Source organism: Pseudomonas sp. 6D_7.1_Bac1 (genome assembly GCF_025465945.1).
Taxonomy (GTDB): Bacteria; Pseudomonadota; Gammaproteobacteria; order Pseudomonadales; family Pseudomonadaceae; genus Aquipseudomonas.
The window spans coordinates 122,056-145,370 of the sequence record NZ_JANLNW010000080.1 but is presented as its reverse complement, the minus strand read 5'-3'; the positions used below and the strand labels follow the sequence as shown (position 1 = coordinate 145,370).

Annotated in this window: 13 protein-coding genes and 1 pseudogene; 1 reads left to right on the top strand and 13 read right to left on the bottom strand. The window is 57.9% G+C overall.

Features of this window, described 5'->3' with window-relative positions; translation table 11 throughout:
* Window positions 1–3 precede the first annotated feature (3 nt).
* From NTD87_RS25325 to NTD87_RS25265, 13 genes and pseudogenes are all read right to left on the bottom strand, one after another.
* Entirely contained in the window at window positions 4–1,536 is a 1,533-nt protein-coding gene (locus NTD87_RS25325) for an efflux transporter outer membrane subunit (protein WP_262116919.1), read from the bottom strand.
* Entirely contained in the window at window positions 1,533–2,636 is a 1,104-nt protein-coding gene (locus NTD87_RS25320; RefSeq protein ID WP_262116918.1) for an AI-2E family transporter, read from the bottom strand. Before NTD87_RS25320 ends, NTD87_RS25325 begins: the two co-directional genes overlap by 4 nt.
* Before the next feature lie 316 nt (window positions 2,637–2,952).
* Window positions 2,953–6,915, bottom strand: coding sequence for an RHS repeat protein (locus tag NTD87_RS25315; RefSeq protein WP_262116917.1), 3,963 nt, complete (start codon window positions 6,913–6,915; stop codon window positions 2,953–2,955).
* A gap of 158 nt (window positions 6,916–7,073) precedes the next feature.
* The gene (locus tag NTD87_RS25310) at window positions 7,074–7,976 is read right to left on the bottom strand and encodes an RHS repeat-associated core domain-containing protein (protein WP_262116916.1); all 903 of its coding nucleotides are present in this window, start codon (window positions 7,974–7,976) and stop codon (window positions 7,074–7,076) included.
* A gap of 216 nt (window positions 7,977–8,192) precedes the next feature.
* Window positions 8,193–8,303 (bottom strand): annotated as a pseudogene (locus NTD87_RS25305) (IS5/IS1182 family transposase); the annotation flags it as partial.
* 277 nt (window positions 8,304–8,580) lie between these two features.
* The gene (locus NTD87_RS25300; RefSeq protein WP_262116915.1) at window positions 8,581–9,903 is read right to left on the bottom strand and encodes a DUF1329 domain-containing protein; all 1,323 of its coding nucleotides are present in this window, start codon (window positions 9,901–9,903) and stop codon (window positions 8,581–8,583) included.
* A gap of 399 nt (window positions 9,904–10,302) precedes the next feature.
* Window positions 10,303–11,949 carry a fatty acid--CoA ligase gene (locus tag NTD87_RS25295; protein ID WP_262117030.1) on the bottom strand — a complete coding sequence of 549 codons (1,647 nt, stop codon included), beginning with the start codon at window positions 11,947–11,949 and terminating at the stop codon, window positions 10,303–10,305.
* Window positions 11,950–11,997: 48 nt separating this feature from the next.
* Window positions 11,998–13,776 (bottom strand): acyl-CoA dehydrogenase C-terminal domain-containing protein, encoded by a 1,779-nt coding sequence (locus NTD87_RS25290; RefSeq protein ID WP_262116914.1) that lies wholly within the window; start codon window positions 13,774–13,776, stop codon window positions 11,998–12,000.
* A 96-nt stretch (window positions 13,777–13,872) separates the two neighbouring features.
* The gene (locus NTD87_RS25285) at window positions 13,873–16,329 is read right to left on the bottom strand and encodes an efflux RND transporter permease subunit (protein ID WP_315975344.1); all 2,457 of its coding nucleotides are present in this window, start codon (window positions 16,327–16,329) and stop codon (window positions 13,873–13,875) included.
* A 31-nt stretch (window positions 16,330–16,360) separates the two neighbouring features.
* Window positions 16,361–17,434, bottom strand: a complete 1,074-nt coding sequence (locus NTD87_RS25280) for a WD40/YVTN/BNR-like repeat-containing protein (RefSeq protein ID WP_262116913.1) — start codon at window positions 17,432–17,434, stop codon at window positions 16,361–16,363.
* Between the two features lie 154 nt (window positions 17,435–17,588).
* Window positions 17,589–18,947, bottom strand: a complete 1,359-nt coding sequence (locus NTD87_RS25275) for a DUF1329 domain-containing protein (RefSeq protein ID WP_262116912.1) — start codon at window positions 18,945–18,947, stop codon at window positions 17,589–17,591.
* 40 nt (window positions 18,948–18,987) lie between these two features.
* Complete coding sequence (locus tag NTD87_RS25270; protein WP_262116911.1) at window positions 18,988–21,009, bottom strand: DUF1302 domain-containing protein; 2,022 nt, start codon at window positions 21,007–21,009, stop codon at window positions 18,988–18,990.
* 128 nt (window positions 21,010–21,137) lie between these two features.
* A complete protein-coding gene (locus tag NTD87_RS25265; protein ID WP_262116910.1) occupies window positions 21,138–21,704 on the bottom strand; it encodes an RBBP9/YdeN family alpha/beta hydrolase in 567 nt (188 codons plus the stop codon).
* A gap of 376 nt (window positions 21,705–22,080) precedes the next feature.
* Here NTD87_RS25265 and NTD87_RS25260 point away from each other — a divergent pair, with 376 nt between their 5' ends.
* Entirely contained in the window at window positions 22,081–23,118 is a 1,038-nt protein-coding gene (locus tag NTD87_RS25260; protein ID WP_262116909.1) for an AraC family transcriptional regulator, read from the top strand.
* The last annotated feature ends 197 nt before the right edge of the window (window positions 23,119–23,315 follow it).

The window sequence follows — 23,315 nt, the reverse complement described above, 5'->3', positions numbered from 1 at the left end:
CTGTCACCTTGTCGGAGTTTGCCCGGGCCTGACGGACGGAGTCGCGGCGTCGTGCAGCAGGTCGCCCCAGTCGGTTCGTTGACGCATCTGCTCGCGGGTGTCCTGCCTGACCCTGGGCTGCTCGCTGTACCAACCACCACCCAACGCCTTGTACAGCGCGACCAGGCTGCCCGCGGCATTACCATGGCTAACCAAATAGTTGTCCTGTTGCTGGAACAGTTCGCGCTGGGCATCGAGCACGCGCTGGAAGTCCGCGAAGCCTTCACGATACTGCGCATTGGCCAGGGTCAACGAACGTAACGCTGCCTGCGCCGCTTCAGCCTGCAAGCGCTCGCTTTCCAGCGCCTTAGTCAGCCCCGTGGCGGCATCATCGGCCTCGCGCGCCGCCTGACGGACACCGTCGCGGTAGGCTTCGATCAGCTGCTGAAGGCGCGCATCCTGCACCCGCACGTTGTTCTTGATCCGGCCGTAATCGAACACATTCCACAGCAGGCTGGGACCTGCGATGAGGTCCAGGTTGCTGGAAGCGCCGCTCAGCGTCGTGGCGCTCCAACCGATACTGCCCAGCAGGGTCAGCGAGGGGTACAGATCGGTCTCTGCCACGCCGATGAGCGCCGATTGCGCCGCCACCGCATGCTCTGCCGCACGTACGTCAGGGCGGCGTAACAGCAGGTTGGCCGGCACGTCCTGCAGGATGGCGCGATCCGGCAGCGGCGCCAGCTCGGTGGTTTTCGACAACTGCTCCAATGGCCCCGGCGGGTGCCCGATCAGCACGGCGAGGGCATTGCGAGTGCTCAGCACCTGGCTTTCAAGATTGGGAATAGTTGCCAGGGTGGCCACGTACTGCGCCTTGGCCTGCTGAAAGTCCAGCTCGGCATTCTCGCCGCTTTTGAACAATCGCTCGGTAATCTCCAGGCTGCGCTTCTGCCGGTTGGCGTTCTCGCGGGCAATGCGCAGGCGGGCTTCACTCGTGCGCAAGGCGAAATAGGTGGTGGCCACCTGGGCACGCAACAAGACCAGCACATCTTCATAGTTGTCCTGGGACGCCAGGTAGGCAGCATCGGCCGACTCGATGGCACGGCTGAAACGCCCCCAGAAGTCCAGCTCCCAGCCAATGTCGAAGCCGGCGCTGTATTGCCAGATATGCAGGTCCTGCGGGTTGCTGCCGCCAAACTGACGACGATCCAGGCGCAGGCTGTCGGCACGCGCCTGCTGCAATTGCGGGTAACGCCCGCTCTGGGCGATACCCAATTGAGCACGAGCCTCCATCACGCGAAGTCCGGCAATTTCCAGCGTGGAGTTATGGGTGTCGGCCTCGGCGATCAGCGTATCGAGGCTCGGATCCTTGAACACCTGCCACCATTGGCGCAGGTCGGGTTGCGGGCGCTGCTCGCTGGCTTGTTCTATCGCCGGGCTGTTCCAGCTCTCGACCCAGGCCGGGCGTGGCGACTGGAAGTCCGGCCCCAGTTGTGTGCAACCGGCAAGCCCGAGAACAGAAAGCAACACTGCCTGGACCGGGCTGGGCAATCTCCTCATCCGTTCGGTTTCTCGTCTGGCTCGCTGTTTGGCTGCGAGTCTTCGACCCACTGCCAGAAAAGTTCATAACCGACCGCCAGCACCACCGAACCGGTGAACAGCCCAATGATGCCCCCGGTGACCATGCCGCCCAGTGCACCGATCAGCACGATGGGCATCGGCACATTGACGCCACGCCCCAATAGCAGGGGCTTGAGCACATTGTCCGTCTGGCAGGCGACAAGGCTGTAAATGGCGAAGGCAATGGTGGCCGCATTGGTCCCTTCGAGAGCAAAGACCACGCCGATGATCGGAACTATGATCACCAGGCTGGGTAGCTGCACAATACTGACCAACAGCACCACCAGCGCCAGGAAACCAGCGCCGGGCACGCCCTTGACTACGAATCCGGCACCGACCAACAGCATCTGAATGAAGGCGATACCGACCACGCCCTGAGCGACCGCTCGAACAGTGGCAGTACACAAGGCGGCAATCTGCGGTCCCTTGTCCGGCCCGGAGATTCGCGAGGCGATCATCACCGAACTGCGGCTGCCATTCTCACCGTAGGCCATAAAAATTCCGGCGATGATCAGGGCGGCGATGAACATCAGGAAACCAAGGCCAACACCTGCCATCCTGCTCAGAAGTCTGAGGCCCCCGCTTCGCACGTAGGGCATGACCTTTCTCAACAGACTGGTCAGATCGTCCGAGGCATGCTGCCAGAAGTCGTACAGGTTCTGTCCTATCAGCGGCCAGGTGGCGATCGAGTCGTTCGGTGGAGGGATACGCACGTCACCCGACCTGAACAAGGTCACGGCGCCCTCCACGGACGAGGTGATCGAAGCGCCCATGAGGTAGGCCGGGACCAGCAGCAAGATGATAGCGACCAGGATGATCAAGCTGGCCGCAAGCCCGTCACGGATACCCAGCCGGTTCTTCAACATCCCTTGCAACGGGTAAAGGGTGATCGCCAGGATAATCGACCAGAGCATCAGGTTGAGGAACGGCTGGAACACCTGAAAGCAGAAAAAGGCCAGTACGCTGATCAGCCCGGCACGGATCAGTACGTCGAGCTGGCTGCGCGTTGCTGTCTTGTCTGATGGCGCGGGCGGCAACATGGTGTGCTCCTTGAAGAGCGCTACGCCTCCCTAGCGGGAACTCATCGCAAGCTTCTACTCCCTGGTTCGTCCGTTCCCGAGATAGGCCTTGTCAAATAGTTATGGCCCATTCCACGCTGATTGCAAGGACGGAAGTCGTTCGCGACCGGGTGATCTCCACAGCCTCCTTGAGCATTGCCGCTTCCATCGTCTTCTTACCCGTTCCTATTCCAAATCCTTCAAGGCCCAAGAAAAACGCCGCTTTCCCATGTTGGGGTAAGCGGCGCTTTTACTTACAGGCGGGGTCAAGACTCAATCAGCGCCCTCCCTTCACGACTTATCCCGGCGTTTGCACGCCGTAATCCGAATAGTCGAAGTACTGCGTCGACAACTCGCTGCCGCCAATCGCCAGCCGCTTGACGTAGCGCACCGAACCGGCCGAATCGGTTCCATACAATTCCAGTTCCTCTGTGCTACCACGCAAAATATAGCGACCGATAATGAAGTCGCCTACTGTCAGATACAGCGTTTTGGTATCGCCACTCATCTCGCCGATCAGTTTTCCTTCGTCATAGAGATAAATGATGCTGTCACCCGCATCACTCTTGATTCGACTGAGTTGCCCGGAGGGTTCATACAGGTATTGATAAGTGCGAGGGCCGTTCAACTGACATTTGACCAGGCTGTTTGCGGCATCGAAGGTCAGCGATTTGTCAGGAAGCGGGCTGTTGGTAATATTCCCCTTGAGGTCGCGATTGAACTCCGTTGTTGTCACGCCATCGGATAGCCTGGATGGCGTATCGTTGATGTAGGTATACGTGATCGGGGTTTGTTCCCCTTCTGTCACCGTATTCAACCTGAGACCACCAGAGAAATCATAGGTCGTCAACACACCCTCGGCAGTACCGATAGATGTATTCGATGTTTTCAGATGGCCATAGGCCGCTTGATAGCTGTAGCGTTGATTGACGTCAGGAGAACGACTCGATCCGTCCTTGACGATGGTTCTGGACGTCAATGTGCCGTTTTCAGCGTAATGATTAGTGACATCCAAAACGACACGGGTTTCATTTGTCACTTCGTTGAGAACAACGAAATTAGTGATTCGCCTTGTCTCAAGCTTGTGGGCGTTATGTTGAAAATCCACTCTAAAATGAAGTGGTACTTGCGCGCTGCCAAATTTTCTCGATTTCAATGTAACGCGGCCAATATATTTGCCGTAATAATCAATACTTATATTAATATCATCGCACGTTTTCTTATTCAACCTGCCCGACGATGCAGAATAATAATAGCGCTGTGCTTTTCCAAGATGGTTAGTAGCCGTTAGTACACGTTCTCCGCTCGCTGAAAATGTTTTTGCCAACGATACGACCGCCCCATTATCATAATAAGTAGACGTGAGGTTACTGACTTGGCCGCGGTCGTTATACGTGTACTGGAATTGCGCCTGTTGTACGTTGTTTTGCGAAGATGTTGCCCGTGTCATCCAGCCGCTTGGCCTCTCATATAAGTAGCTGAAATCCATCCCATTGTCGCCGGGTCCACGACGCGCAACAGTGTTCGGCAACAACGTCGTGGGATCCACGGTCTCGGTAATGACGGCATCGGGAGTGCCACTTGTCGAGGGGCGCTCATCGTAAGCGTTTGCGTAGGTAAACTCCAGATCGCCCTGCTTGATCAGTCGACCGAAACCGTCATACATGCGGGTTTCAGAGAGAATCGTGTCTTCGATGTTATTCAATGTCGTCTTGCTGGTGACCGAGATCGGCAGCGTCATGCTTTGCACCGCGCTGGAATAGACATAACTATTCGTATCGATGCGACCGCCGCCATCGGTGTTTTCTACCGTTTCGACAGTCAGTCTGTCGAAGATGTCATAGCGATACCGGGTCACGCCGCCGGTGGCATCGATTGATTGCGTTTTTCTGCCAAAGCCGTCGTAGGTATGCTGTGCCAATATGGTATTGCCGTTGTTGGCCCTGACCTCGATCTTCAAAATATTGTCGGCATCGTCATAAGTGGTGGTGGTCGTCGCTGCGTCATACTGGAAGGTTTCCGTATTTAACGCCGCATTTTTGCTGAAATTTTCTACAGTGCCATCGGCATACCGCTTTCTGGTCAGATTGCGCAAATGGTAGAGATAGCTGGTGGTGGTGGTGATGAGTTCCGGTTCGTCATAGAGCGACACCACCAGATCGTAAGAAGACTCGCTTTCCAACAGCCCGGCAGCGTTATACAGCCTGCTCTTGACCAGCATCGGATCGGCTTGCGGTAATGCTTCGAAGGAATAGCTGGGCTGGTTATTGAAATCGAGGTAGTCGATATACTGTATGCCGTCCGGTTTGGTTGTGGTCACAACGTTTTGGTAATTATAGCTACCGCTGATGAAGTGATAAGACTCATAGGCAATCGTTTCCGTCTGCTCCCAATCCGTGCCGGCGTAATTGGTTTGCTGTGTGAGACGACCCTGCGCATCATATTGGTAATTGGTGACGGCACCATTGAAATCGGTTTCAGATTGCACTAAACCGGAAGACAAGCTGAAAGTCTTACTTTCTTGTTTTCTCAGTGTGACGGCTCCCGCGACCGATTCATATGTTGTCGTCTCTGTAGCGCGGCCATTATTACTGGTGTATTCGAAAGATGTTCTATAAGTCTGACCACCAGACGCCGCCTGTTTCCATAACGGCATGCCGACAAAGGGGCGGCTAGCGGCATCGCTGTTCCCGTTGGACGCCATATAGCCGTTGGATTCTATTTCGACGTCATTGATCGTCGTCTTTTCCGGCAATACCATGATCGACGACCGGATGCCGCTTTTCGGCGCCGGATAGTTTAATCCCCGCACCGATTGATAGCGCAGCGTGAGTATCTTGAGACTACCCCCATCTACCCCACCTGCGGTGAATGCGGTTTTTAAATAGTTAACAAAGCCATTCGGGTCTGCCGGGCAGCCATCCGCACCGGCTGCCGGATAATATGTGTATACATCGATGATCCCGCTTGTCCTGCGCTGGGAGAGCAAATTGCCGGACTCGCCAAATGCTCGCTCTTGAAAGATGCTTCTCTGCCTGCCGGCGGCATCCTGGAATACGGTCTCCTTGCGCACCCACTGCGCGTAGATTGCACGCTGCTCATTAATATTCTCAGTGGGAATAATCGGATAAGAGAACGTGACAATGCGCTTTTCCAGCGTCTCATTCACGCTGTTGGCGCTCTTTGTTTCCCTCACCAGAAGGTGGAACCGATTAAACGTTTTGACGATCTTGATATCGTCGTGTTTCTCGGTGACATCGTAGGTGTACTCATCGGTGCGCAGTACGCAATTGTCTACTCCAGGCTGCATCGTCGATCCGGACGAGTAACCGGTGAAGTTATTGCTGCTGTATTCATACCTCACCGTGGTCTTGCCTGTATCACCGGTGCGGGCTCCGGTGATATCCACTTGATTCACGACTGGAATAGTTTGGTTGCTCGCGTATGGCACGGTGCCATAGCTGAACGTTTGCAGTTGGCCATTCGGATTAGTGAATGTGCTGATATAAGCCAAGCCATTCAATACCGTATATTCAAATTTGTAACGATCGGATTCGCTGTTTGGCAGTGAAATCCCCCTCACAAGCATAGTACCAACACCCGCTGTTCCGTAAATTTTGGTGACTTTCGTCTCATCCGCCATGACCTGCCTGACCATAATGATCTGGTCTTGGGGGTTTATCTGGTTGGGGGCGTCGTTCCAGTCGATAGCAATATAATTGCCATTCCGATCTTGAATCCTGAGTAATCGTGGACGATTGCCGGTGTTTGCCTCATACGTAAAGTCTAGATAATTCCCACTTACCGACGCCAGGCGAGTTATTTTGCCCAATTCATCAAAGTATTCAATCACACCATTTTTATGGGTAACAATGTAATTATTATAACTAACAAGCCCACCACCACCCGGGGTTGTTTCATCAATACGCAACACCTCGATCTTGATATCCTGGAGGCGATGATATTGCAGCTGGTAATTACCGGTGTATTTTTCCGCCAACCCATTACTCAAATAAATGATTTGGTTGGTAAAATCAATGCGTGGTGTATTCGGTATCCAATTACCACCAAATCCGTACGAAGAAACAAGGGATCCAGGCCTGTAATTGAGCGCCAGCGTGAAAGATGCCGGCGACTGCAAGCCACTGCTGATGCTTCCCAAAGGGAAATAGATATCCACCGCGCCGGTTCTGTCATTGATGGATGAAGAAACCGGCGGAAAATTAAACGCTTGCGAAAATAGGTTAGGCGTCGTGCTCATGATAGGAACCTCATTATTTTAATGAGTGAAATCACATGCAGTTCTGCGACTGCAAAAGATCAATGTGCGTGTTTTGGATCGAGAATATTGTCGCCACTCGGCCAGGAAGCGAAGTCTGGCCAGCGCAAAAGCCACCTTGATCGTCGGCTTACCAAAAACTATTCTTCAGGGTAATATTGCTGATGCCTATTTATCATCCAAGCACTAAAGAAAGCTATCGAACCGCTGGCTATTAGCTCTCCTACCAATATTGCCCTGACTGTTTTATCAAGGCTAGCAAATGCTTTATAAGGTAAGCTAGTGACTGCAGCAAAACCAAGCTGGTAATTCGTGTTAATTCGGCCACCCTGAGAAGCAAGGGGGGAGTTTTTTGTGTTGCCGAAATAATTGGGCACCGTGCCACGCACAAGTCTTGAGCCCTGCCCAGCTCTTGAACCCGGAAAAGCTGTTACACCCGGCTTATATCTTGCAAACGGCATGAGTCTTGAACCCGGCGTGAGCGTCACCGGAGCGCGCATTGCCGCCCGGCCCATGGCGCGCAGGGCATTGTAACTACCCATCGCAAGCACCGCAGAGGCGAGGCCAGTACTTAACGAAACCCAAAACAGTGAATTTGCAATCTCCGGGTGGCTCTCCTCAAGAGCCGATGATGCAATCCCAGTCGCTGCGGAAACAATACCCAGTACGCCGCCAACAACACCAATTACGCCAGCGACGACCGCGCCCCCGGCAATCAAGGCAATCGCTGCGCCGAAGGTGACGATCCCCAGAATAACCCCCAGCACACCTAAGCCAATTCCTACGCCTGAGTACGCGTTTATATGACCGCTAGGATCGGTGAAATTGATGGGGTCCAAGTGGCAATAATGGTAACGGTTAATACCGGCACCACCGAATGGGCTGAGCGAATCTCGGCTGTGGAAAGTTCTGAGTCGGGGGTTATAAGCGCGATAACCATTGCCGAGCAGATAAGTGCCGGATGCACCATCATAGGGATACCCGTTGAACCCGAGTGTATTACTGTCAATCAGCGAAAAAGGTGTGGTTGAAGAAGTTGTCATTGTTGTGATCCTCAATGAAATTGAGTGTCTACTTTCTCATGTTCATGCGGTCCGTCATATTGTAGTGGTGGAATGAAATCAGACTTCCATTTAGGGAAACTTCGAATAACTTGCGGCGAATGCCTTGCCGATCGAAATGGCAACCACTTCAGCTTTTTCAGCGCAAAAAATGGTCGCTGAACCGGGCAATCGAGCTTCACGGTCCGATCTACCTTGTTACACGCGCATCTCGCCGCTACCCGTCAGCTGTTTTCGAGCCATCCAAAGATTCGACAAAACAAACAGTGTGGTCAGTCGGGCGGTATTTTTCATCAGGCCTCGAAAGCGCGAAGGACTGGGCCATTGCGTGCGGACTCGACACCTAAAAAAACCCTAAAGCACTGTTGGACTTTGATGGGTTTGGGATAAGAGGTTCGTTGGTGCATGGCGATCCGCTAGTTGAAGCTAAAAATGGTGCCCACTTAAATATGGACACCGTCGCCCTAAGCGCTGGGATCAGGAAGGTGAGTTTGCCGGGCGCTTACCCTTTGACACCACACCGACAGTCATCAGGTCGCACTCTCGGAAGGCCTGTGGACCGAACGGGCACTGTGTCACCCTGTGCTTAGCGAATGCCGGCACCTGCCATGGACTCCGGCGACCACTGCGCCATCGATAGCGGCTCGATGTACTTGATGCCGCCGTGAGGGCCTACCACCCCATTGATGTTGTAAGAGCCGCGCGCCAAATCGTAAGTCATGAAAGGGGTGGCGTCCGGGACCTGCTGGTCATAGCTCTGGCTGAGGAAAGCGAAGGAACCACGGTAAAGCTGGCCACTCGCGTCGTACTGATCAGAGGCCAGAGCGGCCCAGCTGTCTTCATCCAGGTAGAAGCGGCGTTTCTGGTAGATGTGCTGTGCGCCAGCCTTGAGGTTGCCCTCCACGACCCAGACGCGGTGTTTTTCCCAGCGCACGAAGTCGGGGGCGATATGGTTGGGGGTGGTCAGCGACTTGGGATCCCGAACGTAGGTCAGCTTGTAGGTGTTGTAGGGCACGATCATTTCTTGCTTGCCCACCAGCGTCCAGTCGTAAAGTTCGAGTGCATGGGCGGTACCGGGGTTAGGCGTGTCGTAGGCCAGGATCGATATCTGTTTGACGCGGCGCTGGCCAGGCAGGTACTGCCAGGCGCGGCCCGGCTGCTGCACCGGGTTGGCGGCGTCCTTGAGCATGATCGACTCGCCGGCCCGGCGCGCAGGGCCGGTGTAGGACAGCTTCATCTGATAGTAGATGTCGGAGTTGTTGATAGGCTTCGACAGGTTTTCGTAAATCGGGAAAGAGATGAACGCCTCACCGGTGACAGCCAGGCTCGGCACGCCCGCCGAGTCGACGCTCCAGGAGTCGTACTTGGAATTGATGTTGACGCCTTGGTAGCGCAGCAGGAAGTTCCACATCGCCTCGGCGCCCGATTGCGGGATCGGGAATGGCACCCCGGGCAGTGCGTTGTCGATGGCCAGCCCGCCTTCGAGGGACTTGGCGGCGGTGGCATTCTTGCGGCTGTTGTTCAGCACCGCCTGCGGCAGTGCTGCCGTGCGGTGGGTCGGATACACATCGATGCGGTAGCTGGGGAAGCGCTTGGCCAACTCCGCGGTGGTGGCAGTGAGCATGCCCTTGTACTGGTCAACGTTCTTGCCATTGATCACCAGCAGCGGCTTTTCACTGGCAAAGGGGTCCGGACGCATGCTATCGCCCGTCTTGAAGCTGGCCGGAGCGGTGGTCAGACCACCGTTATAAGCCGGAATGGAGCCATCGGCATTACCGGCCTTTTCGGCCCCCACCAGGGTGAGGCTAGTGCCCAACCTGGCGGCGTCCTGACTCGATACGGACGCCTGAGCATCAATGGCCAGTGTCATGATGAGCGAAGCAGCCAGCAGACTTTTCACGAATATCATTTTGTTATTCTCCTGCTTAGTGGACTAAGCAACTCGTGAATCAGGCGGAGCAGTCGGGCGTGTCGGTTTCAAACGGCAGCTCGATGACTCGACTGGCTCAATCGCCAGAAGCCTTTACAGGGCCGACATTAAAGCCCCCCCTGCGGGTGCGCTTTTCATTTGACGACAGTCACTTTGCTATTGATGACAATCCTGAATCCTTCCAAGTCGGCATGGCCCTCCCCCGACCAGGCAGCCGACCCTCGGCCTGCTTCGCTTCGCGGGTTCTGGAGGCGAGCGCAATCACCAGAACAACGTCACCATTCGTCTGATCGATCCCGCTACCCTGCGTCACAAACGAAAAGGCCCCGCTCGGATAGCGGGGCCTTTTGACTGGAACTGAATCGTCCTGAATAGGGTTTACCGGGACAGTTCGTTTTCCCGGATCAGCTTCTTGTTGATCTTGCCGACACTGGTTTTCGGGATCTCGGCGACGAATTTGAACTGCTTGGGGATCGCCCATTTGTTAATACGGCCAAGCTCCACAAACTGTTGCAGGTGGGCTTCCAGCATCTGTTTATCGACGTACTTTCCAGGCTCGCAAACCAGCAGCGCCATGGGCCGCTCCCCCCACTGCGGATCGGGAATGCCCACGACCGCAACGGAGCTGACCGCCGGGTGTTCGCTGATCAGGCTTTCCAGTTCCAGCGAGCTGATCCACTCCCCTCCCGTCTTGATGACGTCCTTGATCCGATCCTTGATCTCCACCACACCTTGGGCGTCGATAGAAGCAATGTCACCGGTATGCATCCAACCGTTCTCCCATAGCTGCGCCCCCTGCTCCGGCTCCTTCAGGTAACCCTGGGTCAACCAGGGCGCACGGACCACGACCTCACCCAGCGCCTCACCATCGTGAGGCGCGTCGTTGCCGCTGGCATCGATGATTTTCAGATCCACCATCGGCACCGCGATCCCGGTCTTGATCCGCGCAGCCACCTGCTCCTGCGCCGGTAGTTCAAGCTCGGCCTCACTCAGGTGCGTCGCACACAGCAACGGACAGGTCTCGGACATCCCATACCCGCTATGGACGCGGATACCCCGTGCCGTCGCCTGGGCCGCGATGCCCTGCGTCAATGAGCTGCCGCCCAAGAGCATCTTCCAGCCGTTGAAGTCAGTCCGGGCCGCTTCGTCGCAACTCAGGATCATCTGGAGAATCGTGGGCACGCAATGGGAAAAGCTGACCTTCTCTTCACGGTACAACCTGACCAGGCTATTGGGCTCATACCGACCCGGATAGACCTGCTTGATGCCCATCAATGTTGCGACATAAGGTACGCCCCAGGCGTGCACATGAAACATCGGCGTGATGGGCATATACACATCGTCCGAGCGTAACAACGGCAAGCCCTGGTACACGCCCAGGGTGCCCACGGCATTCAACGTATGCAGCACCAACTGACGGTGCGTGAAGTAAACGCCCTTGGGATTCCCGGTGGTGCCGGTGGTGTAGAAAATGGTCGCCACCGAGTTCTCACTAAAGTCCGGGAAGTCGAAATGACAGTCAGCCTGCGCCAACAGGCTTTCATATTCCCCCACCACCGGCAGCCCGGTCGGTGCTGCGCTGATGTCACTGAGCTGTATGTAGCCTTTGACGGTCGTCAACTGATCATGAATCGGCTCGATCAAGGGCAGGAAATCATCGTGCACCAATACCAGGTCATCCTCGGCGTGGTTCATGGTGTAGAGAACCTGCTCCGGGGAGAGACGGATATTGACCGTGTGCAGCACCGCGCCAATCATCGGCACGGCAAAGAAACACTCCAGATAGCGATGGCTGTCCCAATCCAGCAGCGCCACCGTATCCCCGGCCTTGACGCCTGCATTGGTCAGCGCGTTGGCCAATTGCTTGATGCGCTCGTTCAGCGTTCGATAGCTATAGCGCAGCTTGTCCGCATAGACGATTTCCTGCTCGGGTGCGTAGCGCGCGCCCGAGAGCAGCAGGCTTTTGATCAACAGTGGGTAGGTGTACGCGCCCTCTGCGGGCGGGATAATTTTTGTTGTCACCACGGGGGCTTCCTGAATCTGTTGTTTGGTGATCATCTCCGGCTCGCCGGGTCAGAACTGCGCTGCGTCGAGCAGGTAAAGTGATTCGCTACCAGCCTTGACCGACGCGGCCAACGAATGGACACGCGGCAGCAGGCGGGCGAAATAGAAGCGCGCGGTGCCCAGTTTGCTGGCGTAGAAATCGTCCTGAACCTCCTTGCCCATGGCCGCCCTGGCCATCAACGCCCACATGTAGGCATAGGCGGTGTAACCGAAGGCCTGCAGATACTCGACCGACGCCGCGCCGATTTCGTTCGGATTGTTTTTCGCACGATCCAGCACCCAGGCGGTGAGCTCGTCGAGGTTGTCCAGCGCGCTGTTCAGTGGCTTGGTGAACTCAAGCAAATCAGCACTGGCGGTTGCGGTGAAATGGCGAATCTCGTCAGCGAACAGTCTGTACAACTCGCCGCCTGTGCCGACCACCTTGCGCCCGACCAGGTCCAGCGCCTGAATGCCGTTGGTGCCTTCGTAGATCTGGGTGATCCGTACATCGCGCACCAGTTGCTCCTGACCCCACTCGCGAATGTAGCCGTGGCCGCCAAACACCTGCTGGCCATGTACAGTGGTTTCCAGGCCCAGATCGGTGAGGAACGCTTTGGCCACCGGCGTCAACAGCGCCACCAGTGCCTCGGCGCGTTTGCGGGTGGTCGGGTCTTCGTTGAATTTGGCGATGTCGAGCTGCATCGCCACGTAGGTGGAGAATGCACGACCGCCTTCATTCGAGGCTTTCATGGTCAGCAACATGCGGCGCACGTCCGGGTGGACGATGATCGGGTCAGCCGCCTTGTCCGTGGCTTGCGGACCAGTTGGCGAACGGCTTTGCAGACGATCACGGGCGTACTCCACCGCATTCTGGTAAGAGCGCTCGCCAGTGGCCAGACCCTGGATGCCGACACCCAGACGCTCGTAATTCATCATGGTGAACATCGCCGCCAGCCCCTTGTTCGGCGCGTCGACGATCCAGCCCGTGGCGCCGTCGAAATTCATCACGCAGGTGGCCGAGCCCTTGATGCCCATCTTGTGTTCGATTGAACCGCAGGACAGCGCGTTCTTCCGGCCCAGACTGCCATCGGCGTTGACCATGACTTTAGGCACCAGAAACAGCGAGATGCCTTTCGGACCTGCCGGTGCGTCCGGCAGTTTGGCCAGTACCAGGTGAATGATGTTCTCGGTCAGGTCGTGCTCACCGCCGGTGATGAAAATCTTGGTACCGCTGAGGGTGTAAGAGCCGTCGGCTTGCGGTTCGGCCTTGGTGCGAATGATCCCCAGGTCGGTACCGGCATGAGGCTCGGTCAGGCACATGGAGCCCGTCCAGACGCCGGCGTACATGTTCGGCAGGTACGCGGCTTTCAGCGCTTCGCTGGCGTGAGCGTTGATGGCCAGGCAGGCACCGGCGGTCAGCATCGGGTACAGGCTGAAAGACAGGTTGGCCGCGTTGACCATTTCTTCGACCTGCGCGCCGATCACCTTGGGCATACCCATGCCGCCGTACGCCGGGTCACCCCCCACGCCGACCCAGCCGCCCTCGGCAAAGGCACGGTAGGCAGCCGGGAAACCGGCAGGCGTGTGCACAACACCGTCATTCCACGAGCAGCCCTGCTCGTCTCCACTGCGATTGAGCGGTGCGATGAGGTCCGCAGTAATCTTGCCAGCCTCCTCGAGGACGGCATTGGCGGTGTCTTCATCCACCGCCTCGGCCAGGGCCGGCATCGCGGCCCACAACCTGGAGACTTCGAAGACTTCGTTGAGTACGAAACGAATGTCACGCAGGGGTGCTTTGTAATCAGACATGATTGAAATACTCGGGCAATGTCAGGGCATTGAACATGCCCTGGTCAGTGGAAACTCACCCTCTCGGGTGCACGCTGGAAAACTCGAACAGGGCTATCAATGGAACTTGATTGACCGGGTGCCGGCCCTTTGCAGCAGAAAGTAGGACAGCGCCGGAATCAGGATCAGGGCACCGAGCATGTTCCAGATGAACATGAAGGTCAGCAGGATGCCCATGTCGGCCTGGAACTTGATCGGCGACCAGGCCCAGCACACCACACCGGCAGCCAGCGTGATGCCGACCAGGCCGACCACACGGCCGGTAAAGGCCACCGCATTGCGATAGGCCTCCGACAGCGACAGGCCTTGGCGCTGGTAATGCAGCTGTACGCTGAGCAGGTACAGCGCGTAGTCCACGCCAATCCCCACGCCCAGGGCGATCACCGGCAGGGTCGCCACCTTCACGCCGATGCCCATGACCACCATCAACGCCTCGCAGAGGATCGAGGTGAGCACCAGTGGCAGCAGCGCCACCAGCGTCGCGCGCCAGCTGCGGAACGTGATCAGACAGAACAGGGTCACCGCCGCATAGACGTAGAGCAGCATGGTGTGGTTCGCCTCGCGTACCACGATGTTGGTCGCGGCCTCGATACCGGCAGTGCCGGCGGCCAGCAGGAACTGACGATCCCCAGTGCTGTTTCCCCTGGCAAACTTGTCGGCAATGGCGACCACTGCGTCCAGCGTTTCGGCTTTGTGGTCCTTGAGGTATGCGATCACCGGCATCACGGAGCAGTCGGTATTGAACAACTCCGGCGCATTGACCGAGGCCTGCTGCGCGGCGTAGTTCAGCACGTTCTGGTTGCGCTGGATGCTGTTGAGCTTGGGGTTGCCCTCGTAGGAGCCGGCGGTGATCTGGCGTACCGCGTTGACCAGCGATGACGTCGCTTGCACGCCCGGGTATTGCTGCAGCTCCCAGGCCAGTCGGTCGGCCAGGATCAGTGTCTTGTAGTTCAGGCAGCCTTCGGTCGGGGTCTTGATCATCACCGCGAACAGGTCGCTGGACAGCGCATAGTGGCTGGTGATGTAGGCGTTGTCGCGGTTGTAGCGCGAGTCCGCGCGCAGCTCCGGGGCGCCGCTGTCGAGGTCGCCGATCTTCAGCTGCTGGCTGACCATGAAGCCACCGATACCCAGCAACACCGCGACCAATAAGGTGCCGGTGGCCCACTTGGGCGTCGTGAAGCGGTCGAGCATGTCCCATAGTTTGCCGAAGCCGCGATGTTCGGCGGCCCGGGTGTCGATCTTCAGTGCGCGCTCGGCGGCCTTGGCGCCAACGCCGATATAGGACAGCGCCACCGGCATCAGCAACAGCGAAGTGAAGATCAGCACCGCCACGCCGATGCTGGCGGTGATGGCCAGGTCCTCGATCACTGGAATGTCGATCAGCATCAGTACCGCGAAACCGACCGCATCGGCCAGCAGCGCGGTGACGCCGGCGATGAACAGGCGGCGAAAGGTGTAGCGCGCCGCCACCAGTTTGTCTGTGCCGCGGGCGATGTCCTGCATGATGCCGTTCATCTTTTGCGCCGCATGCGACACGCCGATGGCGAAGATCAGGAAAGGCACCAGCACCGAGTAAGGATCGATGGCGTAACCCAGCCACGCCACAATGCCCAGTTGCCAGACCACCGCCGTCAGCGAACAGAAGATCACCAGCAGGGTGCTGCGGATGCAACGGGTGTAGAGGTAAATGATGACCAATGAGGTGATCACGGCCAGACCGAAGAACATCATCACCTGGATCAGGCCGTCGATCAGGTCGCCGATCAACTTGGCGAAACCGATCACGTGGACCTTGTACTTACCGTGGCCTTCTTTCCCGGCCTTGCGCGCGGAGCTGTCACCGGCAAACTCGATCTTGTCACGCAACTGCTCTTCGAGAATCTGGGCGAACTGATAGTAATTGATGCCGTGACCGGTGGCCGAGGTCTTGTCCAGCAGCGGCACGATCAACATGGTCGACTTGAAGTCACTGGCCACCAGGCTACCGAGGATGCCGGCGCGGTTGATGTTCTCGCGCAGCTGTTCAATGTCTTCGGGCGAGCCCTGATAGGTATCGGGCATCACCGGGCCGCCCTGAAAACCCTCTTCGGTGACTTCGGTCCAGCGCACCGCCGGGCTCCATAGCGACTTCATCCAGGCGCGGTCGACGCCTTCGGTGAGGAACAAACTGTCATTGACCTGCTTGAGCACACTCAGATACTCGGGGTCGAAAATGTCACCCTGAGCGTTCTCTACCACCACCCGCACCGAGTTGCCCAGACCGCGTAAAGACTTACGGTTCTGCAGGTAGTTCTGGATATACGGCTGGCTCTGCGGAATCATTTTCTCGAAGCTGGGACGCAGCTCCGAACGAGTCGCCGCCATATAACCCAGTACCAGTGTGACCAGCGCCATGACCAGCATGAACAGGGGACGGTAGTTGAACACCCACCGTTCCAGGCGGTTGCCGGAGCGCTGATCGAAATCACGCAAGTGGTGGATCACCGGCATGGTGTCGTGCTTGATGTTGCCCATGTCAGGGTACTCGCTCTAATTGATCCGGTTCTTATTCGACGCGAAGCGCACGCACACCACGACTGCCCACCAACACCAGCGAGCCATCGGCGGCCAGCGCGGCACCTGCCACGGGTGACTGGCCCAGCTGCGGCACTGATTGCAACTGCGCACTACCGGCCTGCTCGACCAACATGTGCCCGGCCTGCGTGAACAGCCGGTAGTCGCCTTTCGAGTCCAGCGTGGCGGCGGTGATACTGACCGGCAGCCCGGTATTCAGCTCGCTCCAGTGGTTGCCGCCATCGACGCTGCGCAACACATGCCCGCGCAGACCGTAAGCCAGCACTTCGCCCGGCTTGCCGATGACACCGAAAAAGCTGCCCTGATAAGGCGTCTGCAGGGCCGTGAAACGCTGGCGGGACTCGTCCCACTTGAGCAGCAGGCCTTGCTCTCCGGCGATATACAGCGCGTCGCCCGTCGAGGCGATGGCATTGAGGTGCAAACTCTGCGGGTTGTCTGTCCGGTCCTGGAAGGGAGTCCAATGCTTGCCGCCGTCCTCGGTACGCAGGATCAGGTTGAACACGCCGACCACATAACCGAGCTTGTCGTTGGCGAACCAGACACCGAGCAGCGGCTTGTCGGCGCCCTCCTCCACCAGGCGCTGTCCATCGCCGACCAACTGCGCCCATTGTTCGTTGGCCGGATCGGCACTGGCCAACTCAGCGTAGTGCTGGACCAGCAAGGCACCGATTTGACGGCCATCGAGCTGTTTGCTCCAGGTCGCGCCGGCATCGCTGCTGTGCAGCACCACGCCGTCATTGCCGACCGCCCAGCCCTGCGTTGCTGAAGGAAAATTCACCGCCGTCAGATCGGAGCTGACCGGCACAGCAGCCTGTTGCCAGTGCTTGCCGGAATCATCGGAATAGAGAATGTGACCGCGCTGTCCGACAGCAACCAGTCGCTCACCCGCACGAGCCGTATCCAGCAAGGGACTGCGTACCGCCAAGGCACTGGCCCTGGCCGGCAGATCCAGCACGTCAACGTAGCTGTCCGCCTGAGCGACACCCTGCAACAGTGCCAGCGTGACGCCCAGCGCCAGCAACACGTACTTCTTGTACGAACACATACTGCGTCCTCTTGAGGGAACTGCGCCGGGGGCACGCGCTGTGCGTCCCGGCGTTGAAATCAGGCGCCCTGCCCCCTCGGCACCACACCGAGAGTCGTCCGGTCACGCTGTCGGGGGAGCCAGTGGACCAAACGGGCGCTGTGTCACCCTGTACTTAACGAATACCGGCACCCGCCAGGGACTCCGGCGACCACTGCACCTTCGAGAGTGGTTCGATGTACTTGATGCCTCCGTAAGGGCCTACCACCCCATTGATGTTGTAGGAGCCACCGACCAGGTCGTAGATCATGAAGGGCGTGGCGTCTGGGATCTGCTTGTCATAGCTCTGGCTGAGGAAAGCGAAAGAGCCGCGGTAGAGCTGACCACGCGCGTCGTACTCGTCGGAGGCCAGAGCGGTCCAGCTGTCTTCATCCAGGTAGATGCGGCGTTTCTGGTAGACGTGCCGTGCACCTGCCTTGAGGTCGCCCTCCACAACCCAGACACGGTGTTTTTCCCAGCGCACGAAGTCGGGTGCAAGGTGGTTGGGAGTGGTCAGCGATTTGGGATCCTGGGCATAGGTCAGCTTGTACGTGTTGTAGGGCACGATCATTTCCTGCTTGCCCACCAGCTTCCAGTCGTAGCGATCCAGCGCACCGTTGAACACGAAGACATCGTCGTAGGTGCCTGCGCCGGCAGTACCCGGATTAGGTGTGTCGTAGGCCAGGTTCGGTGCCAGTTTTACCCGACGCTGGCCAGGCAGGTACTGCCAGGCGCGGCGCGGCTGCTGCAGCGGGTTGGCGGCGTCCTTGAGCATGATCGACTCGCCGGCCCGGCGCGCAGGGCCGGTGTAATACAGCTTCATCTGATAGTAGATGTCGGCGCTGCTGATGGGCTTCGACAGGTTTTCGTAAATCGGATAGGCGATGAACGCCTCGCCGGTGATAGCCAGGCTCGGCACGCCCGCCGAGTCGACGTTCCAGGAGTCGTACTTGGAGTTGATGCTGACCCCTTGGTAGCGCAGCAGGAAGTTCCACATGGCCTCGGCACCCGATTGCGGGATCGGGAACGGCACGCCGGGCAGGACGTTGTCGATGGCCAACCCGCCTTCGAGGGACTTGGCACCGCTGGCATTTTTCACGCCGTTGTCCAGCACCGCCTGCGGCAGTGCTGCGGTGCGGTGGGTCGGATACACATCGATGCGGTAGCTGGGGAAACGCTTGGCCAACTCTGCCGTGGTGGCAGTGAGCATGCCCTTGTACTGGTCAACGTTCTTGCCATCGATCACCTGCAGCGGCTTTTCACTGGCAAAGGGGTCCGGACGCATGCTGTCACCGGACTTGAAACTGGCCGGAGCGGTGGTCAGACCGCCGTTATAGGCCGGAATGGAACCGTCGGCATTACCGGCCTTTTCGGCCCCCACCAGGGTCAGGCTGCTGCCGAGTCTGGCCGCTTCCTGAGCCGATACGGCTGCCTGCGCATGAGCAGCGAAAGCCATGGCCAGAGATGCGGCCAGCAACGTGTGCACGAATTTCATCTTGTTATTCTCCTGCTTACTGGGGTAAGCCATTCGTGAATCAGAAAGTGGTTTTCAGCGTCAGGTAAACAGCGCCACGATCTGCAGTGGTTGCGCCAGCACCCGAGAACGACGAGTAGCCACCGCCATAACACGCATAGTTTTCGTTACCGCTGAAGGCGTTTGGCGTGGAACCGTCGCCCGCTTTGGAACCTGTACTCACGCCGCTGACATTGCACTTGTCTGTCTGGCCGAAGGAATTCACATACTTCAGATCGACAAAGTATTTGTTGTAAATAATCCCGCCGACGCCGAAGGCATAGTTGCCGGTGTCTTTCGCACCGCCGCCGTTCACCGGTGACACGCCAGCAAGCCCCACATTGACGGACATCGGCATGTTTAGGTCGACACCAGGGAATACCTGGTACCAGGTCGGCGTGAAGTTGACTGCAATACCCCAGTTGTCCCGGGTCGGCTGGTCGATGCCGTGGTAGCTGCTATTGCCCTTGTAGAGCGCGGCATTCTTGCTATCGAGGTGAAGCAAGTTGCTGTAATACAGTTCGGTGAGCAGGGTTGCCTGATCGAACACAGGCGTTTTGGGAAGGGTCATCAGGCCGTTGAGTGTCCAGTGCAGCGTCTCACCGGTGGCGCTCATGTTGTCATTGCTTGGGACTTCATAGACAACACCGGTGTCCGCCGTACGAGCAGGCAATAGACCTAGCCCCTGCCCCAGACCGTACGGGCTGTTATTGACGAGGATTGCCGGGATACTGGCCAGTGGCATGTTGTTGCGGATGTTCAAGTCCGAGCCAACACTCACACCGCCGACGTCCTTCGACAGGCTCAAACCGAAAATATGAATATTATCGGCATAGGCCATTTGATAGGTGGCGGTACTGAGCGAGTTAAGCGTATTGGCCACTCCCTGCACCTGCCCCGCTCCGGTCTTGAAATTGGGCACAGTCCCATTGGGGTTGGCCGAAGTAATACCGGTGGCGTTCAACCACGCCTGAGGCAAAATATCCGAGGTCTGGCGGTAGTAGACGCCCAGTGTCCCGTCCAGCCAGGCCGGTGACCATTTGGCCATAACGCCCCAGTCCCCGCTATTATCTGGCGTCAGGTCGTGACCACGACGCACGTTGGTCAGCCCGTTGCAAGGCGCCAGACCGCAGCCCAGCGGGCTTCCGGGTACGGTGGCATTGCTGTTACCCAGCAGGAAAGACTGTGCGCCGGTACCCGCCAGATCGGAGCCGCCATAGTAGGTACCGGCCTCTGGCAAGCGGGCGGCATCCCAATGCAGGAAGTACTGAGCGCCGATGGTCAACTCGGGATTGACGGTAAAGGACATCGAGAGTTGGTTACGCGGAACGAACAGCTCCTTGGCCTCGGTACCGGGCGAGGCTGCCAGTTTGGCAAGGTCCAGGCCCGACTGGCCGTAGCTGATCGAGTGCACCGGGTTCAGAATGGTCTCACCCCAGAACACGTTGTGCTGACCGGCCTTGAGGCTGATCTGCGACTGATCGCCCACTTCATGGTTCCAGAACACAAAGGCATCGAGGATTTCGCCGGACGGACCACTGTAGTAGCGCTGGGCATAGTTGCTCAGGTGGGAACTACCGTTGCCGACGCCAGGGTTGACGAGCCTGCCAATTCCAGGGCGTGTGTCATTGTTGACCAGCCCCGAAGTCGATCCATTGCCGTTCACGAAAGGATTGGAACTGGAGCCGACGTCGTCATAGGCCTGGTCGTACCAGCTCGCGGCGCTGACACGAAACCCCTGCTTGCCCTGGTTAACGACATCCAACTCAGTCAGCAAGTCAAGGCGGTTGGTGATATTAGTACCGGCCCGACGGAAGTTAGCGTCGCCGTCATTGTTGTTCGGCGTCCCGAGCATGCGCTTGTCAGCGTTTTCGGTACGCACACCGTAGTTGTACTTAACGGTATTGTCGAAGCGCACCGACCAATCGGGATTACCGGTATCCAGTTCGAAGGCGTGGGCCGTCGGCATGGACGCGGCCAGGATGGCCGAGGCCAGAAGGCTTCGACGCAAAGGGCTGTGACGGTGTCTCTTATTGTTATGCATTAGGTTGTCTCCGCCTTTTTATATTTTTTTTAAAGCGTAGTGACCCTCGCGCTGGCTGCTGGTGAAAGAGCCAGTGCTTTCAGGAGTGAGGGCAATTGCCGGAGGCTTGTGGCCAGGCCGGCTCCTGATTAGCTATCCAGTTCCAGAATGAGTGCCTCTGCCTGAGGCCATTGGCCATAACCCGAAGCCGGATTAAGGTGGCCGACCTCACCCAGATTGAGCAGCTCGCTCCCCCAGCCCTGAGCCAGGCGAGTGACAGCGTCCAGGCTGGCGAGGTGATCGTTGGTGCTGCCGGCGACGATGCTGCGAAATGGCAGCGCACCGTTGGGCAGAGGGTCCCAACCATGGGTACGAAGGGTTTCGGGGGCTGGATAACCTTGCGGCCAGTTGGCGTCGAGATCCGGTGGAGCAGCCAGCAGAGCACCCTTGATTGGACGACTGTGGCACGCCGCCCAGTGCGCCACCATCAGCGCGCCGGCACTGTGGGCCACCAGAATCACTGGCCCTTCGATCTGCTCCAGCTCGTGCTGGATGGCCCGGACCCGAGCGGCGCAGTCGAGCTTGTCGGTTTCAAGCGGTGGCACGCTACGTACTTTGCTCAATCTGGCCTCAAGCAGCGTTTGCCAATGTTCGGCAACATGCTCTCGCAGGCCCGGCACGATCAGAACGGTTGCGGCAGTTTGGAGTTTGTCCACTTGAACACCTTCGCCTTCTCGATGATTCGACTGGCTCAGTCGCCAGAAGCTTTTATAGTGCTGACATTAAAGAGCGTCCGGCGGGTACGCTTTTCATTTGACGTCAGCGCCTTTTCTTTTGATGACAGCTTGCGATTTCCCCTGAGTCCGTCTTGCGTTGAAACGTTCAACTCGCCAATGCAGCGAATGAGCCGTGGCTGCCACCTCGCCAGCCCGCGCAGCCGCGCTGATCAGCATTGACCCAGGAGGCTGAAAGTACTGGAGAACGGAATGCGTGAACCACGCAGTTCACGTCAAAAACTTTTCATTTCATGACTGGCTGGATATAGTCGGTCGCGCTCATTTCCATCGGAACCACTCCAGGAAAGACCTCAGCATGACAAAGCTCGTTCGCGCCGCCGTCTTGACCAACTACCTGGAGGTGAGCCAGTACCTGGGGCTCAACCCGCACGACTTGTTAGCCCGCGTCGGGCTGAGCAAGGCCGCGCTGCAAACCCCCGAACACCGAATTCCGATCGATGCGGCAGTCCGTCTGCTGGAGGAATCGGCCATCGCCAGCAGTTGCCAGAGCTTCGGCCTGAGCATGGCCGAGTCGCGCCAGCTCTCGGACTTTGGGGTGGTCAGCCTGCTGCTCACCCACCAACGCACGCTGCGTGATGCCTTGCAGACGGTGGTGCATTACCGCCATCTGATGAACGACTCGCTGGCAATCTTCATTGAAGAAGCGGGCAAGATGGTGATCATCCGCGAGGAAGTGGTCACCGAGTCGCCAATGCCCAGCCGACAGGCCAACGAACTGGCCATCGGTGTGATGTTCCGTTTGTGCGCGGCCCTGCTCGGTGCGCACTGGCAACCCTACAGCGTCAACTTCACCCACCAGGCCCCCGACAACGTGCAACTGCATCGCCGCCTGTTCGGGTGCAAGCTGGAGTTCGGCAGCGAATTCAATGGCATTGTCTGTCCCGATGCCAATCTGAACATGACCAATCCACATGCCGACCCGGCAATGGCGCGCTATGCCCAGAGCTACCTCGACTCGCTGCAAAACGAGGAAGAGCCGTCGATCCTGTTCGAGGTACGCAAGGCCATCTACCTGCTACTGCCCATGGGACGCGCCACCATCGAGCAGATTGCCCAGACCCAGGGCATGAACGTGCGGACCCTCCAGCGTCGCTTGAAAGACGATGGCTGCGCCTTCAATGACCTGATAAACGACGTCCGCCGCGATCTGGTGCTGCGCTATCTGGACAACCCGAATTACTCGCTGGGTCGCATCGCCGACATGCTGGGCTACTCCATGGCTAGCTCCTTTACACGCTGGTTCATCGCCCAGTTTGGAATGCCGCCAGCCGCCTGGCGTAGCGCGCACAAACAGGCCACCTCAAAAGCCCCCTCGGGCTCCAAAGAATCCTGAGCCAGCCGAACCTCCGAATAATCTGTGGCTGCGCGGGCAAAAAAAGAATCGTCACGGGATTCTCCCGCCACACATCCCATCTCCCCGCATTCATTCGCTGAAGGCTTTTCTGACAGCCCCAGGCTTCAACCATCCCAGCTCGATCCTGCACGCGAATAAGCCGCAACTGGCAGCGTCACCCATTCCCCAATGCGCAC

Bases quoted from the DNA above. Each gene is read 5' to 3' on its own strand.
- NTD87_RS25285 (WP_315975344.1), bottom strand. From the start codon at position 16,329: ATGGGCAACATCAAGCACGACACCATGCCGGTGATCCACCACTTGCGT.
- NTD87_RS25270 (WP_262116911.1), bottom strand. From the start codon at position 21,009: ATGCATAACAATAAGAGACACCGTCACAGCCCTTTGCGTCGAAGCCTT.
- NTD87_RS25290 (WP_262116914.1), bottom strand. From the start codon at position 13,776: ATGTCTGATTACAAAGCACCCCTGCGTGACATTCGTTTCGTACTCAAC.
- NTD87_RS25280 (WP_262116913.1), bottom strand. From the start codon at position 17,434: ATGTGTTCGTACAAGAAGTACGTGTTGCTGGCGCTGGGCGTCACGCTG.
- NTD87_RS25320 (WP_262116918.1), bottom strand. From the start codon at position 2,636: ATGTTGCCGCCCGCGCCATCAGACAAGACAGCAACGCGCAGCCAGCTC.
- NTD87_RS25315 (WP_262116917.1), bottom strand. From the start codon at position 6,915: ATGAGCACGACGCCTAACCTATTTTCGCAAGCGTTTAATTTTCCGCCG.
- NTD87_RS25325 (WP_262116919.1), bottom strand. From the start codon at position 1,536: ATGAGGAGATTGCCCAGCCCGGTCCAGGCAGTGTTGCTTTCTGTTCTC.
- NTD87_RS25260 (WP_262116909.1), top strand. From the start codon at position 22,081: ATGACAAAGCTCGTTCGCGCCGCCGTCTTGACCAACTACCTGGAGGTG.
- NTD87_RS25275 (WP_262116912.1), bottom strand. From the start codon at position 18,947: ATGAAATTCGTGCACACGTTGCTGGCCGCATCTCTGGCCATGGCTTTC.
- NTD87_RS25310 (WP_262116916.1), bottom strand. From the start codon at position 7,976: ATGACAACTTCTTCAACCACACCTTTTTCGCTGATTGACAGTAATACA.
- NTD87_RS25300 (WP_262116915.1), bottom strand. From the start codon at position 9,903: ATGATATTCGTGAAAAGTCTGCTGGCTGCTTCGCTCATCATGACACTG.